The 13,029-nt window shown below is 48.1% G+C and carries 14 protein-coding genes; 6 read left to right on the top strand and 8 right to left on the bottom strand.

Annotation, left to right across the window (positions count from 1 at the left end; translation table 11 throughout):
- Nucleotides 1–7 precede the first annotated feature (7 nt).
- The 5 genes from ACTG2J_RS15515 to ACTG2J_RS15495 are packed head-to-tail and all read left to right on the top strand — an operon-like array spanning nt 8 to nt 9,030.
- The gene (locus tag ACTG2J_RS15515) at nt 8–2,824 is read left to right on the top strand and encodes a DNA methyltransferase (RefSeq protein ID WP_439981344.1); all 2,817 of its coding nucleotides are present in this window, start codon (nt 8–10) and stop codon (nt 2,822–2,824) included.
- Nucleotides 2,825–2,830: 6 nt separating this feature from the next.
- Nucleotides 2,831–5,629 carry a DEAD/DEAH box helicase gene (locus tag ACTG2J_RS15510; RefSeq protein ID WP_439981343.1) on the top strand — a complete coding sequence of 933 codons (2,799 nt, stop codon included), beginning with the start codon at nt 2,831–2,833 and terminating at the stop codon, nt 5,627–5,629.
- Between the two features lie 2 nt (nt 5,630–5,631).
- Complete coding sequence (pglZ, locus tag ACTG2J_RS15505; RefSeq protein WP_439975017.1) at nt 5,632–7,599, top strand: BREX-3 system phosphatase PglZ; 1,968 nt, start codon at nt 5,632–5,634, stop codon at nt 7,597–7,599.
- Between the two features lie 3 nt (nt 7,600–7,602).
- Nucleotides 7,603–8,319 carry a hypothetical protein gene (locus ACTG2J_RS15500; protein WP_139730806.1) on the top strand — a complete coding sequence of 239 codons (717 nt, stop codon included), beginning with the start codon at nt 7,603–7,605 and terminating at the stop codon, nt 8,317–8,319.
- 3 nt (nt 8,320–8,322) lie between these two features.
- On the top strand, nt 8,323–9,030 hold the full coding sequence (locus ACTG2J_RS15495) for a hypothetical protein (RefSeq protein ID WP_335815395.1): 708 nt from the start codon (nt 8,323–8,325) through the stop codon (nt 9,028–9,030).
- A gap of 69 nt (nt 9,031–9,099) precedes the next feature.
- On the opposite strand, the gene ACTG2J_RS15490 is transcribed toward ACTG2J_RS15495, so the two are convergent.
- The 8 genes from ACTG2J_RS15490 to ACTG2J_RS15455 form a co-directional block, all read right to left on the bottom strand.
- Nucleotides 9,100–9,405, bottom strand: a complete 306-nt coding sequence (locus tag ACTG2J_RS15490) for a hypothetical protein (protein ID WP_232354301.1) — start codon at nt 9,403–9,405, stop codon at nt 9,100–9,102.
- Nucleotides 9,406–9,473: 68 nt separating this feature from the next.
- Nucleotides 9,474–9,974 carry a RadC family protein gene (radC, locus tag ACTG2J_RS15485; protein WP_156852395.1) on the bottom strand — a complete coding sequence of 167 codons (501 nt, stop codon included), beginning with the start codon at nt 9,972–9,974 and terminating at the stop codon, nt 9,474–9,476.
- Nucleotides 9,975–10,085: 111 nt separating this feature from the next.
- Nucleotides 10,086–10,343 carry a hypothetical protein gene (locus ACTG2J_RS15480; RefSeq protein ID WP_156852394.1) on the bottom strand — a complete coding sequence of 86 codons (258 nt, stop codon included), beginning with the start codon at nt 10,341–10,343 and terminating at the stop codon, nt 10,086–10,088.
- Nucleotides 10,336–10,746, bottom strand: coding sequence for a hypothetical protein (locus ACTG2J_RS15475; RefSeq protein WP_160882160.1), 411 nt, complete (start codon nt 10,744–10,746; stop codon nt 10,336–10,338). Before ACTG2J_RS15475 ends, ACTG2J_RS15480 begins: the two co-directional genes overlap by 8 nt.
- Before the next feature lie 9 nt (nt 10,747–10,755).
- Nucleotides 10,756–11,181: a DUF2787 domain-containing protein gene (locus ACTG2J_RS15470; RefSeq protein ID WP_339581711.1), complete on the bottom strand. Its 426-nt coding sequence runs from the start codon at nt 11,179–11,181 to the stop codon at nt 10,756–10,758.
- A 19-nt stretch (nt 11,182–11,200) separates the two neighbouring features.
- Entirely contained in the window at nt 11,201–11,548 is a 348-nt protein-coding gene (locus tag ACTG2J_RS15465) for a YkvA family protein (RefSeq protein WP_270659854.1), read from the bottom strand.
- Between the two features lie 83 nt (nt 11,549–11,631).
- Nucleotides 11,632–12,081 carry a hypothetical protein gene (locus ACTG2J_RS15460; RefSeq protein WP_215805210.1) on the bottom strand — a complete coding sequence of 150 codons (450 nt, stop codon included), beginning with the start codon at nt 12,079–12,081 and terminating at the stop codon, nt 11,632–11,634.
- Nucleotides 12,082–12,129: 48 nt separating this feature from the next.
- On the bottom strand, nt 12,130–12,465 hold the full coding sequence (locus tag ACTG2J_RS15455; protein ID WP_010634549.1) for a hypothetical protein: 336 nt from the start codon (nt 12,463–12,465) through the stop codon (nt 12,130–12,132).
- A gap of 206 nt (nt 12,466–12,671) precedes the next feature.
- Between ACTG2J_RS15455 and ACTG2J_RS15450 the strand changes: the two genes are divergently transcribed.
- Nucleotides 12,672–13,022, top strand: coding sequence for a helix-turn-helix domain-containing protein (locus ACTG2J_RS15450; protein ID WP_339581712.1), 351 nt, complete (start codon nt 12,672–12,674; stop codon nt 13,020–13,022).
- Nucleotides 13,023–13,029 lie beyond the last annotated feature (7 nt).

Here is a 13,029-nt window from a genome sequence, read left to right as displayed (position 1 = left end):
AAGCACCATGCAGCAAGACAGCTTATTTTCCACTGACAGCTCACAACCGAATCAGGCGGCAGGTCCAGTGACCTGCTTAGGCAAAACCTTTGCCAACGATCAGGCTCGCCGTAACTATTTTTTAGCCCTGCTGGCGGAAAAATTAAAAGATCCAGAATTTCGTAAAATTGAAGGTTTTCCTATCGGAAGTGATGAGGATATTTTAAATCTTAGTGATCCGCCCTATTACACGGCTTGCCCCAATCCTTGGATTGGCGATTTTATTGCGGAATGGGAAGCGCAAAAGCCAGCTTCTGATGAGGAATATCATCGTGAGCCATTTGCGGCAGATGTCAGTGAAGGAAAAAATGATCCTATTTATAACGCCCACTCCTACCACACCAAGGTGCCGCATAAAGCCATAATGCGTTATATCCTGCATTACACCAATCCAGGCGATATTGTCTTTGATGGATTCTGTGGTACGGGCATGACAGGTGTTGCGGCTCAGATGTGTGGTGATAGAGATATCGTAATGTCGCTTGGCTACCAAATTAAGTCTGATGGAGTCATTTTACAGGAGGAGATCGATGATAATGGTAAAAAAATGTGGCAGCCATTTTCAGCGCTAGGTACACGCCAGGTGATACTTAATGATTTGTCCCCTATTGCGACATTTATTTCCAATAACTACAACTCTCCTGTTAACATTGATGAATTCAAGAAAGAAGCAGACCACATCCTGAAAGAGATAGAAAATGAATGTGGCTGGATGTATGAAACAAAACACTCTGATGGTCGCAATGAAAAAATTAACTACACTGTCTGGTCAGATGTATTTGTCTGCCAAGAATGCAGCAGCGAAATTGTCTTTTGGGATGTGGCAGTAGATAAAGAAAATTGGCAAGTGAAAGATGATTTTGAATGTTCAACATGTGGAGCGGAACTAGCGAAAAGAAGCCTTAAACGATCATGGGTTTCGTATTTTGATGAGAATGTCGGTGAGATTTCAAAGCTAGCAAAACAGATACCAGTATTAATTCACTATAAAACATCCGGAAATTCATATACTAAAAAACCAGATGATTACGATGTTGGTGTATTAGATAGCATCTCGAACACTAATATTCCATACTGGTACCCAATAGAACCACTTCCGGATGGTGATAAAATGTCTGATCCGAGAGGGGTTGGAATTCAAAATGCCAGTGAATTCTACACTAAAAGGGCTCTATATAATTTAGCAAAATACTCAGACTTAGCTAGATCATCAAATCTAAAAGGTCGACTTCTTGTGAATTTAACCTCATCAGCAATAGTGCTAAGCCGTCAGTATCGTTTCCGTTCACAGGGGGGGAACCTTGGGGCTGGAGGTGGCCCAATGAATGGAACTCTGTATGTCCCATCTCTTTTAAAGGAAATTCCCGTTACCAAGGTTTTAGGTCAACATATTGACAGAATGGTCAACATATTGCCATCCCTAAGCAAAGGTTCAAGCGTACTCCAAACAGGGTCGTTATCATCTATTCCTGGTCTACCTGACGATAGTGTGGACTACCTATTTATTGATCCTCCTTTTGGCGCAAACATAATGTATTCAGAGCTAAATTTCCTTTGGGAGGCTTGGCTAAAGGTAAAAACAAACTCCAAAGATGAAGCGATTGAAAACCGAAACCAAAGGAAAGGAAGTTTCGAATATCGCCAACTTATGGCTAATTGCTTTTCTGAGTGCTATCGAGTTCTCAAACCTGGACGATGGATTACAGTTGAATTTTCAAATACCAAAGCTGCAGTATGGAATAGCATTCAAACTGCACTAACAGATGCTGGGTTTATAATCGCCAATGTTTCGTCACTGGACAAAAAACAGGGAAGTTTTAATGCAGTAACAAACACAACCTCAGTTAAACAAGACCTGATTATCTCGGCGTACAAACCTAAGGATAGCTTTGAGGCGCGTTTCCAGACTGAGGCGCAAACCGAAGACGGAGTCTGGGATTTTGTTCGTACTCATCTAAATTATGTGCCCATTACTAAAAAACAAGGAGCTTTATTACAGTTTGTCCCAGAGCGAGATCCACGAATTCTGTTTGACCAGATGGTGGCTTACTTCGTGCGGAAGGGCTACCCAGTGCCGATCTCAAGCCAAGAATTCCAATTCGGACTCACACAACGCTTCATCGAGCGTGATGGTATGTTTTTCCTACCAGAGCAAGCTGCAGACTACGATAAAAAGAAGTTGGCTTCTGGAGAGTTAATGCAATCCTCTCTTTTTGTAAAAGATGAAGCCTCTGCCATTGACTGGTTGCGTCAACTTCTCAAAAATAAACCTCAAACCTTTGCCGATATTAATCCGCTCTATATGCAACAGCTAGGTGGCTTTAGTAAGCATGAGGTGACACTGGAGCTGCGCGAACTACTAAGTCAGAATTTCCTCTGCTTTGACGCCCAGGATGAGGTGCCGGATCAGATCCATAGCTATCTCTCCAGCAACTGGAAAGAGCTGCGTAACTTGGCAAAAAATGATCCAGCCTTGATAGCCAAAGCCAAAGATCGATGGTATGTCCCTGATCCCAATAAAGCGGGTGACTTGGAAAAGTTGCGAGAAAAATCGCTGCTTAAAGAGTTTGAAGAGTACAAGGCCGCCAAGAAGAAGCTCAAGGTGTTCCGCATTGAAGCAGTGCGCACAGGCTTTAAGACACTCTGGGAACAGCAGGAGTTTGCCGCTTTGATCGCCGTGGCCGAGAAGTTGCCCAGCAATGTGTTGGAAGAGGATCCGGTACTGCTGATGTATTACGACCAGGCCGTGACCCTGAGTCAGGTCGATACCGACGATGAGTGGTAAACCGTCATGTGGCAGGTAGGAGACTGGGCCTGGAGTCAGGCCCATCAACAATATGTCAAAGTGATCGAAACCGCTGGCCTTTGGGGCCAGCAGTTTTATCGCGTCTGGTTGCAGCAACAAGATGTGGTGCTCAAGGTACCGGCTGTCGATCTCACCCCTCGGCCCGCACAGCCAGTGGTGACGGCTGAGGCATTCTGCTATCTAGCCACTGCCGCGAAAATTGCCAACGCTCAGCAAGAAGACACACTGTTAGCCCCGATCGAATCAAATGTGATCCCGCTACCACATCAACTCAAGGCGCTCACCAAGGCGATGAGTAAAAAACAGGTGCGTTATCTGTTTGCCGATGAAGTTGGCCTGGGAAAAACCATCGAAGCTGGGCTGGTGATGCGCGAGTTGAAATTGCGCGGCTTGGCCAAGCGTATTCTGGTCTGTGCGCCGAAAGGGCTGGTTAGTCAGTGGGTCAGCGAAATGCAGACTCACTTTAACGAGTCATTTCAGCTGCTGCTGCCCAGTGAGCAAAAATCGCAACATGATCAGGAGAATATCTGGTCGCGCCATGATCAGGTGGTCTGCCCGGTTGACAGTATCAAGCCCATCGAAAGCCGCAAAGGCTGGACACTTAAACAGCTAAATGAATACAACAAGTTACGGTTTGATGATCTGTTGGCCGCAGGATGGGATCTGATCGTCATTGATGAGGCCCATCGGCTCGGCGGCAGTACCGATCAGGTCGCCCGCTACAAGTTGGGTCAGGGACTGGCCGAAGCCGCCCCCTACCTGTTGCTGCTTTCCGCCACTCCCCATCAAGGCAAAAGCGATGCCTTCCATCGCCTGATGGCGCTTCTGGATGCTGAGGCTTTCCCAGATGTCGGCTCTGTGACCCAAGAGCGGGTTCAACCCTTTGTAGTCCGCACTGAAAAGCGGATCGCCATTGATGGCGAAGGCAAACCGCTGTTTAACCCCCGACAAACCGAACTGGTTGCGGTGGCTTGGCAAGATCAGCATGCCTTGCAGCGTCATCTCTACGAAGAGGTCACCGAGTACATCAAGGAGGGTTACAACCAGGCGCAAGCCAAACAGCAAAATGCCATTGGCTTTTTAATGATCCTGATGCAGCGCTTAGTAAGCTCCAGCAGTGCGGCCATCGCCCGCACCCTTGCTCGCCGACTCAATGTGTTGGAAAACAAGCGGGTTGAAGAGGAGTTGCCCCTTGCCTTTGCCGATGAGTGGGCCGATCTGGATGGTCAAGCCCAGTTAGATGAGTTATTAGCACAATGCCAAGCCTCGCTGGAGAATGAGAAGAATGATGTTCGCCGCCTACTGACGTTAGCGGAGCAGTGCGTCAGTGCCGAAAATGATGCCAAAGCCGAAGCGCTGCTCGAGTGGTTATACCGACTCCAGCAAGAAGAGGGTAACCCACATCTGAAGATGTTGGTGTTTACCGAGTTTGTGCCAACCCAAGAGATGCTAGCCCAGTTTTTTATTGAACGGGGGATCAGTGTGGTCTGTCTCAACGGCTCCATGGATCTGGCAGAGCGCAAAAAAGTGCAAGCCGCCTTTGCTAGTGACATCCGCATTCTGATCTCCACCGATGCCGGTGGTGAAGGTTTGAACCTGCAGTTCTGCCATGTAATTGTGAACTACGATATGCCCTGGAACCCGATGCGCATGGAACAGCGTATTGGCCGCGTCGACCGTATCGGCCAACGGCATATCGTTCGAGCCCTGAATTTCGTGCTTGAAGATACTGTCGAGCACAGGGTTCGTGAAGTTCTCGAGACCAAGTTGCAGATCATCCTGGATGAGTTTGGTGTTGATAAGACCAGCGATGTATTGGACTCCTCCGCCGCCAATCATTTGTTCGATGAATTGTTTATCGCTTCTATCACGGATCCTGCGTTAATGGATCAGGAGCTAGCCAAAGCCTTGGCTACATTAAGAGACGGCGCAGTCGATAAGCGGCAGCAGGATGCGCTGTTTGGCGGTGATGATCCCTTATCTGCCGACGACTATCGCCAAGCCCTGAACCACCCGCTGCCTTATTGGATACAGAGCATGGTTACCAATTACTTGCGTTGGCAACGCAGCATGCAGCAATCCGCGGATTTCATTGAGGATCAGGAAGGTGGACATACCCTAATCTGGCCTGATGGCGCAGCATGGAGTGGCGTCACCTTTATGGGTAAAGAGGCCCAGCAACGACCCGAGCTTACCCATCTCACATTGGAAAATCCCAAGATCAGAGGGCTATGTAGCCAATTGCCGGTCTGGAGTGAAGCACAACCGATCCCCTGTGTCAGGGTAAAGTCGTTACCAGCGGGAGCCAATGGTTACTGGGCATTGTGGAGTATCCGCCTGGTGGCAGGCCAAGAGCGTCGCTGCCAATACATGCCTGTCTATATAAAACCGAATGGTCAGTATTATGCTACAGCGTCACAGCGAGTCTGGGATGCGGTCTGTAGTAAAGAGTTCGACATCTTGCCTCATGAGTTGGCCGCCGCACCGGCTGAACATCAGTCAGTCTATGCCCTGCTACATCAGGCAGCGCAACAGGAAGGCAAAGCGATGTTCGAGAGCATGTTGGCAGCCACTCAGGCCGATTTAGATAACCATTATGAGAAAGGTGAATACTCGTTTAACGCACGAAAACGCGCGATAGAGCGCGTTGGATTACCAGAGGTTCGTCAATACCGTTTGCGTCAACTTAATAGTGAATATGCACAGTGGCGTCAGGACCTGGACAAAAAGCGCAACGCGATTCCGGACATGATGCTGCACGCCGTTTTTGAAATTAAAGGATAAATATGACTTGGCAGGATGATGTTATTCAAAAAGTAAACTTGGATGGTTCGTTTGTTTACATCGTTAACGATCCTGATGGACTGCTCTTTGAGCCTAAAATATCCTCTGCCTTGCAAAAAAAAGATGCAATTTTATTTGATGACAAGGATCCTCTCGCACTTCGACTAACGTATGAAGCATGGAGAAAACGGACTAAAAAAAACTCCCTCTTAATCCGTCTGGGTCAAGAGGGAGAGCTATTTATCCCTTGTGACATTCAGGTCGAATCAAGTGAAATTAACTTTCACTTATCTGAGTTTTTTCAAGACATTGATTTATCGGCCATCAGATTGCTCCCGGCGTCGTTACTCCAGTCGGCAATGGATGCACTGAAATTATATACGCCTGGCAAACTAAATCTGCAGTCCAGCCTCGACTTCTTACTTCGTCATATTTATCGCATAGCCCCTGAGACGATCCAAACTAATACAGACCTTGTTAGGCTGTTAATCAGAAAACACTATGTTGGTATTGAGATGCCAACGCAGATTGAAGAGCGCCTCATTCGTCTACTCAGTCTTTCGCCGAAATTTAAATATTGGGACTTTAATGCATTAATTCCAAACAAGAGTGCATTTTTTGATTTCTTGCAGCAACAATGGGAAATGTATCTGCATAGTGAGTTACCTAATGCTATTGCAAGTACTGCGTGGCCAAGCGAGAAACTTGTAGTACCATTTGCAGATAGTGACATTCGTGTTTTTATCGACAACTTGTTTGCCGAGGGCATTATCAAACCGGTGAAAACAGACGGCCTGCCCGCAGGACATTGGGCCTGGTTTGGTATAGCCAAAGAGCCTGAGATAACCGAGCGAGAACGGATAAGCCTTTTATTGAAAAATGCCAAGGTTTACTTTGAAAAATGTGAATTAGAAAGTATTAATACTGAATTTTGGTTTGAACAATCCCACTCGCTTGGGATTATGAATGCATTGTTTTATGAAAACAAAAAACAACCTCCTGTTGCTGCTCTTTTCGAAGAAATAAAGAAATTAAACACCACTGCAGATTTTCTATTTCAAAAATGGCTACGTTTAAATTTTATAAAGTTACAAACTACTCCCACGGTTCGCTATCCTGCAATGTTGCATAAAGTCCCTGATTGGCTATCACGGCGCGTGGATAGTGGCAAAAAAATATGTTTATTGGTTTTAGATGGCATGGGAGCTCGACAGTGGCCATTATTGCGTAATCACTTGCAGTTGTGTGCCAATATATCTTTGGAAGAACATGCCTGTTTCTCTTGGGTTCCAACGATTACATCAATATCACGACAGGCCTTATTCTCTGGCAAGAAACCTTTTGCCTTTGCAGAGTCTTTACTGACTACCAGCAAAGAGGAGCAGCTATGGCTGGATTATTGGCAGGGTAAAGGTTTCGCCAAACGAGAAATAAATTATGCCAAAAAAATTGAGTCGTTATCAAATGACGCATGGCAAGAGTTGATAACTCCACCAAGCGTTAAAGTAGCCGGGTTCGTCATAAATTTTATTGATGAGCAAATGCACGGTATAAAAAATGGAATGTCTGCTTTGAATATGGTCGTAGATGGCTGGCTAACCGACTGGAATTTCAAAGAGAAAATTGCAGAATTATTAGACAAAGGCTTTGAAATTATCATTACTTCAGATCATGGCAGCCAGGAAGCGACGGGAATCGGATATATCAATGAGGGAGTGAAAGCTGATACCAGAGGCGAACGAGTACGGATCTACCACGATCCTGCATTACGTGACAGTACTGCTCAAGCCTGCCATGGATCTGTGATAGCATGGCCTGGTCCTGAACTAGGGCTTCCCAAAGCGACCTACCCACTACTCGCCAATGCTGATTGTGCTTTTAAAGGCAAAGGTGATGTCGTTGTGGGGCACGGGGGGATCAGTCTCCACGAGGTTATCGTTCCATTAATAATAGTTAATAGAAAACAATAAGTTATGGTTAAAACTCCCGGTTTCTGTCGCCATGTTGAAAAAGAGTGGCTTGAACAATCTCTTCGTTGGGTAGCAAACGGGGCTGAATATGCACAACTTAATGATAATCTTGATAACTTTTTAAGCGCGTATATTGTTTCCAAAGAAAACCGCCGTAAAGCGCGGAATTTGCTCACCTCGGTGTGGAGTCAGCCAGTAGACCATTACACAAAGAATTTTTTTGATAAAGGTATTGTATTACATAAAGAGGCTGAATCATTTTCCTTACCTATTCATTGGGGCATGTTAATTGCGAGAAAGCCGTTCTTTGCCGAAGTCGCTCGCTTTATCGGCCGACAATCAAGGCTGAATAATACTTTTACTTATGCCCAAGCGCTTCGGCGTATGAGTATGCTTTATGGTGAAACTGAAGCCACCAGCAGAGCATTAAGTGCCGTATTAAGAACCATAATGGAATTAGGCATATTAAAGCGAAATATGAGTCCGGCCTCTTACTCCATTGTTAGTCAACGAGTCAGCATAAATAGTCATCTAGCAAATTGGCTGCTTGATGCTTTGCTCATTTCATCAAGCAAAGAGAGTATTGCTCTTGATGATGCCTTGAATGATCAGGCTCTCTTTCCCTTCCATCTTGATATTAACCTATCCAATCTTGATATGTCGGCATTTGAATGTCTGCAACAAGGAAACTCAATTGTAATTTTTAAAAAGGAATATTGAGTTATGAAACCAGCTATTGGATTTAATCGGCATTTAGAGATGGACTGGCTAGTTCAAACCGCATCTTGGTCAGCAAATGGGGTTCACGGCCAAGCATTAAAAAATAAAATTGATGTATTACTTGCGCCCAGCTTTGATAGCAAAGTTGCCCAAGATAAGACTAGAAACCTGCTCTTTGGAATTTGGGATTCAGAATCAAATTCCGTACCCAAAGCATTTCATGCCGATGCTTGTAGACTGCTTATTGAATACAGTGAGGTAAATATTGCGATTCATTGGGGAATGATGCTGGTTAAGTATCCATTTTTTTATAATGTTACGGCACAAATTGGAAAAATGGCTAAGCATGAAGGCTTATTTATCTACAAGCAGCTGGAGCAGCGTATAACCGAAGTCTATGGCGATACATCAACTATTAAGCGTTGTATTCAATTTGTTGTTAGGACATTGATCAATTTGGAGTTATTGTCTAATCCCAAGCAAGGTGTATATCAGTTACGAAAGCCCATTTCAATCGCTCATGATGATGTAAAGTCTTGGTTGGCGGAAGTGTCTGTGAGAGCAGAAGGAAACTCAAGTAAAAGTCTTTCTGCTATTAGTAATGACCCGGCTTGGTTTCCTTTTTATATTAACTTCAATGAGAATCGCTTAACATCAAATTTTCGCCTAGATGTCCATCATCAGGCTAATGATGCGATTATTTTTATATAAGTGAAACGATTAATAGCAACATCTATTTAAAGTGGGCTATAAATTAACGCCGGATATTCCGGCGTTTATTTATAGCCAATGAGCGGGAAGCGTGATATCAAAAGACTTCGCTGCATAGCGTAGCATACTCAAAATTTCGCTGTGCCGGGCTTGATCAATAACATGCCCAGCTTTGCGCTGCTCCAACATCGTCTGTAGCTCCGGCAAATTGAACATGCCAAGACGATGGAAGTTGCCCCAGGTAGGCTCGCCAAATAGGTTATAGACCACCACGGTGCTATCTCGTTCACTGGCTAGGCGTTTTTCACCAAGGAGTTTGGTCAGCGCTTCTTCGGCTTCATCTTTGTCATCGTAGGTGTTTAAGAGTTTCATCATCGGATTTTTTGGAGAAAATTAAAGTGCAGAGTCTAGCAAAAATGGTGACTGAACCACAGCGGGAGTGCTCAACCCAAGTACCCTCTCTCGGCTAGCGATACAATCCCCTCTGTGGCAACCACCAGATGATCCAGGAGCCGGATATCGACCAGCTCTAGGGCGGTCTGCAATCGGTGGGTTATTTCGATATCTGCCCGGCTGGGTTCCGGGTATCCCGACGGGTGGTTATGCACCAGCATCAGGGCAGCAGCATTAAGCGCCAACGCACGTTTCACTACTTCCCGTGGGTAGACGGAGGCACTGCTTAGCGTACCGCGAAACAGCTCCTCATATGCCAAGATCCGATGCTGGTTGTCCAAGAACAGCATGGCAAATACTTCGTGCTCTCTGCTCTGCAACAGGGTTTGTAGTGCATGCTGTGCCAAGTGTTTGTCGGTAATAGCTTCTCCCTTGGCCAGTTTCTGACGGGCGATCTGGTTGGCGATAGTCAACAGCTCCTCTTCGTTAATCAACTCAGTGACGAGATAGGTGCCGGGGATCTCCCCGGCGATCAGTTTGTGATGCAGCATGATGGTACTCCATACGCCATCGCCCCACCGCGTCAGACGCAGCAGGGTTGGCGAGGTGGTTGGTTAATGGGTTACTGAATGGAATGTGAGCGCTGACTTGGCTGGAAGTGTTCAGGCCGCCAGTGTGTGCTGGGTGTAGTCGTGTAGCGGAACGTGGTAACTGGTGGAGAGCAAGTTACCTACCCGTGTCAGCCAGCAGTGATCCGGGTGGTCGCACAGCCATTGCGCCAGTCTGTCACCCCGTTCGTTTTCATAGCGCAGGTAGAGGGCATAACCGTCTACCTGTGCGCCTCGGTCATGCACCACTTCAATTTGGCCATGGCACTCACGATAAGCCTCCAGCTCAATAGCAAGCACAGCACTAATCATCTTCTGCCTCCTGGTTGGGGATAGGGTCACTCGCCACGGCATAGCCGCGATGGATGCAGATGCGCTGCAGGTCAGCCAAGAAGCTGGCCAGCACGCGGGGTTGCTCGGTGAGTGGCACGGGGCCTGCTTGACTGCGCCAGAAACAGCGACGTTTGGGGTCAATGCAGATCTCATCCACCGTTTGGCTCATTGTGTGCCAGTCCTCGGCATTGCTGAGGGAGAGCAATTGCCACTGCGCCCCAGACCAGCGCACTTGCAGGGTGACTGTGCGGATGTGTGGACTATCCGGGGTCAGATGTAGCAACCAGCGCTGACCACTGCAGGTGGGGGTTAGCTTGGCGCTGGTCGCTACGTGTCCCAACCACTGACGTGAGTAGTGGGAGAGCGCTAATTCTTGGCTCATGGTGTCCTCCTAATCTCCTGTGACGGTGACGCTGAAGCATTCCAACCGGTAGTAGGCAATGAAGTTGCTTTGCCAGATGTTGAACAATTCCCGCGCTTCGGCCAGCCGCAGAGGCCCCCAGCCCAGCATGGTGTGTTCCCCATCGAGGAAGTTGAAATCGAGCTCCTTGCTGAGCTCGGCATCCGAGCCCAGCCCCTGATAACTGAAATCGGTGACGTAATCGAACAGCCAGCCATCGAGCCCACGGATCAGGCGGATCTCGACTGGGTGCACGCCGCCTTGCTCGGCACTGTAGCCGGGGTTACGAAAGTTGAAAGTCAGTTGGGTTAAGCGCTCAAGATTGAGCTCGGTTTTAGCAACTTCTTGGTTAAGCTGAACCAGCAATGCTTGTGCAACGGGCAGGGCAAAGCCGTCCCGGAAAAAGGGAATGGTCATGGTGTACTCCTTGTGGGGGTTAATCTTGGCCGAACAGCTCGCGCATTTTTCTGGCCACACGGGCACGGATCTGTTCATCAATAAAGGCGACAATGCTGGCGAGAGCTGCACTCAGTACCGCGATGTCATCGGCGAGTCCCATCGGCAACACATCCGGGATCGCATCAATGGGCGATATAAAGTAGGCCAGTGCACTGTAGATCAGCAGTTTGGCCCAAAGCGGCAGATCATCCTTCTGGCTGGTGTAGTAGAGCAACAGGCTGGTCTCGATAAAGGGCCGACCGGCACGTTTGGCAAAGGCCCAGAGTTTGTGCCAAAAGCCTGTGTGATCGAACGGCTCGCATTCAGGGGGAATGCAGGGGGGCATAGTGCGTCTCCTTCACGGGTGGGTGAATTGCAGAAATAAAAAGAGGAGGCAAATGCCTCCTCTTGGATGGGAATGAGTGTGACCTATTGGTCCCACATCAAGCAGTCAAACTCGGGGGTATTGGTAGCGGGCAGTACAGAGGCTACCTCTTGGGTCGGCAGTGCCAGCTGCTTGCCGTCAGCCGTCAAAATGCGGATCGACTTGGCCTTGCGCAGCTTGCCCCACATGTCGAAGAAGTTGTTCTCACCGACACGGGACTCGGTCTCATAGGGCGCATCGTATTGGCTGCCATCGACGATGATGGTGAAAGCCTGCCCAGCATAAGAGCCGTACTCCTTGCCCTGTACCGTGGCCGTCATGCTGACTTTGCGGGTGTCATTACAGGCGATATAGAGATGGTTCTGCTCGTTGACCACCGCCGTGTATTCGCTGGTACCCTGACCCCAGCCACTGCTCCAGCGCCCGGCCTCACCATAGGCCAGGGCGTTGCCGCACAGCAGCAGTGCTGTTGAGGTAATGAAGAGTTTGTTCATCCCTGTGACTCCTGAAGGCTCAAGGATTTAGATCAGCCATTAGAATGGTTATTTTTGGTAAAGCACGCTGAGGGAGTTATCCACCAAGTGCTTGACGATTTCATAGTCTGGATTGTAAGTGGCGAGATTATGTGCCGCGATGGTGACGGCTGATGCGATCCCGGCCAGACCGGTAATACCGCCAAAGATGCTGGCTCCTGCAGCGGCGATCCGGCCCTTGGTATAGACCCGACATTTCAACCCGGCAGGTTCGATGGTGTTTTCAAGTTTTGTGACAGCGGCGCTCATTCGCCCCGACAGCCCCACGACTTCGAAAGATTTTCGTGCACGGATCAGTGAGGCCAGCTTGTCAGTATCCAGGTCTTCATAAGTCAGTCTTTCCATGTTTTGTTTCCTTGGTTGTGTAGTGAAAGCGTCTTATGGAGCCCACCTGTTGCGAGTTGGTCACGATGATTTATTGGCCGAGGGCCTCACATCTCTGTCAAATCTGCAAAATTGCTGTTGAGTGGACTCATTGAATCGTTAGTTTATCTTTTGAGTCCTTATCGTCAATGGGTCCATGGTCAACCATGACGTTGACTGGAGGACCCATGACAGATATCAACCTTGAGCTGTTAGCCAAGAGAGTCGGCAAGGCGATTAGCCACAAGCGCACCCAAGCCGGATTCACGCAAGAGCTGGTGGCGGAACACCTCAGTATCGGGATGGAAGCCGTCTCACGAATGGAGCGGGGGATCGTGGTGCCAACCGTGGTGCGGCTGGCGGAGCTCGCTCAACTGTTTGGTTGTGAGCTGGCGGATTTTCTGCGTGAGACCAGTAACCGGCCCACCGAGCAGGGCATTGTGCTGAGCCAGCAACTGGCCCGGCTTGATGCTGCTGACCGGACCCTGTTGCTGGAAACGGTAGAACGGTTGGTGGAGCGGTTGGCGCGTCCCCGCTGAGCATCCA

This window comes from Aeromonas sp. 6P (genome assembly GCF_051919525.1).
Classification (GTDB): Bacteria; Pseudomonadota; Gammaproteobacteria; order Enterobacterales; family Aeromonadaceae; genus Aeromonas; species Aeromonas veronii.
Note: the sequence above shows the minus strand (reverse complement) of the source record. Positions and strands in the feature narration are given on the sequence as shown.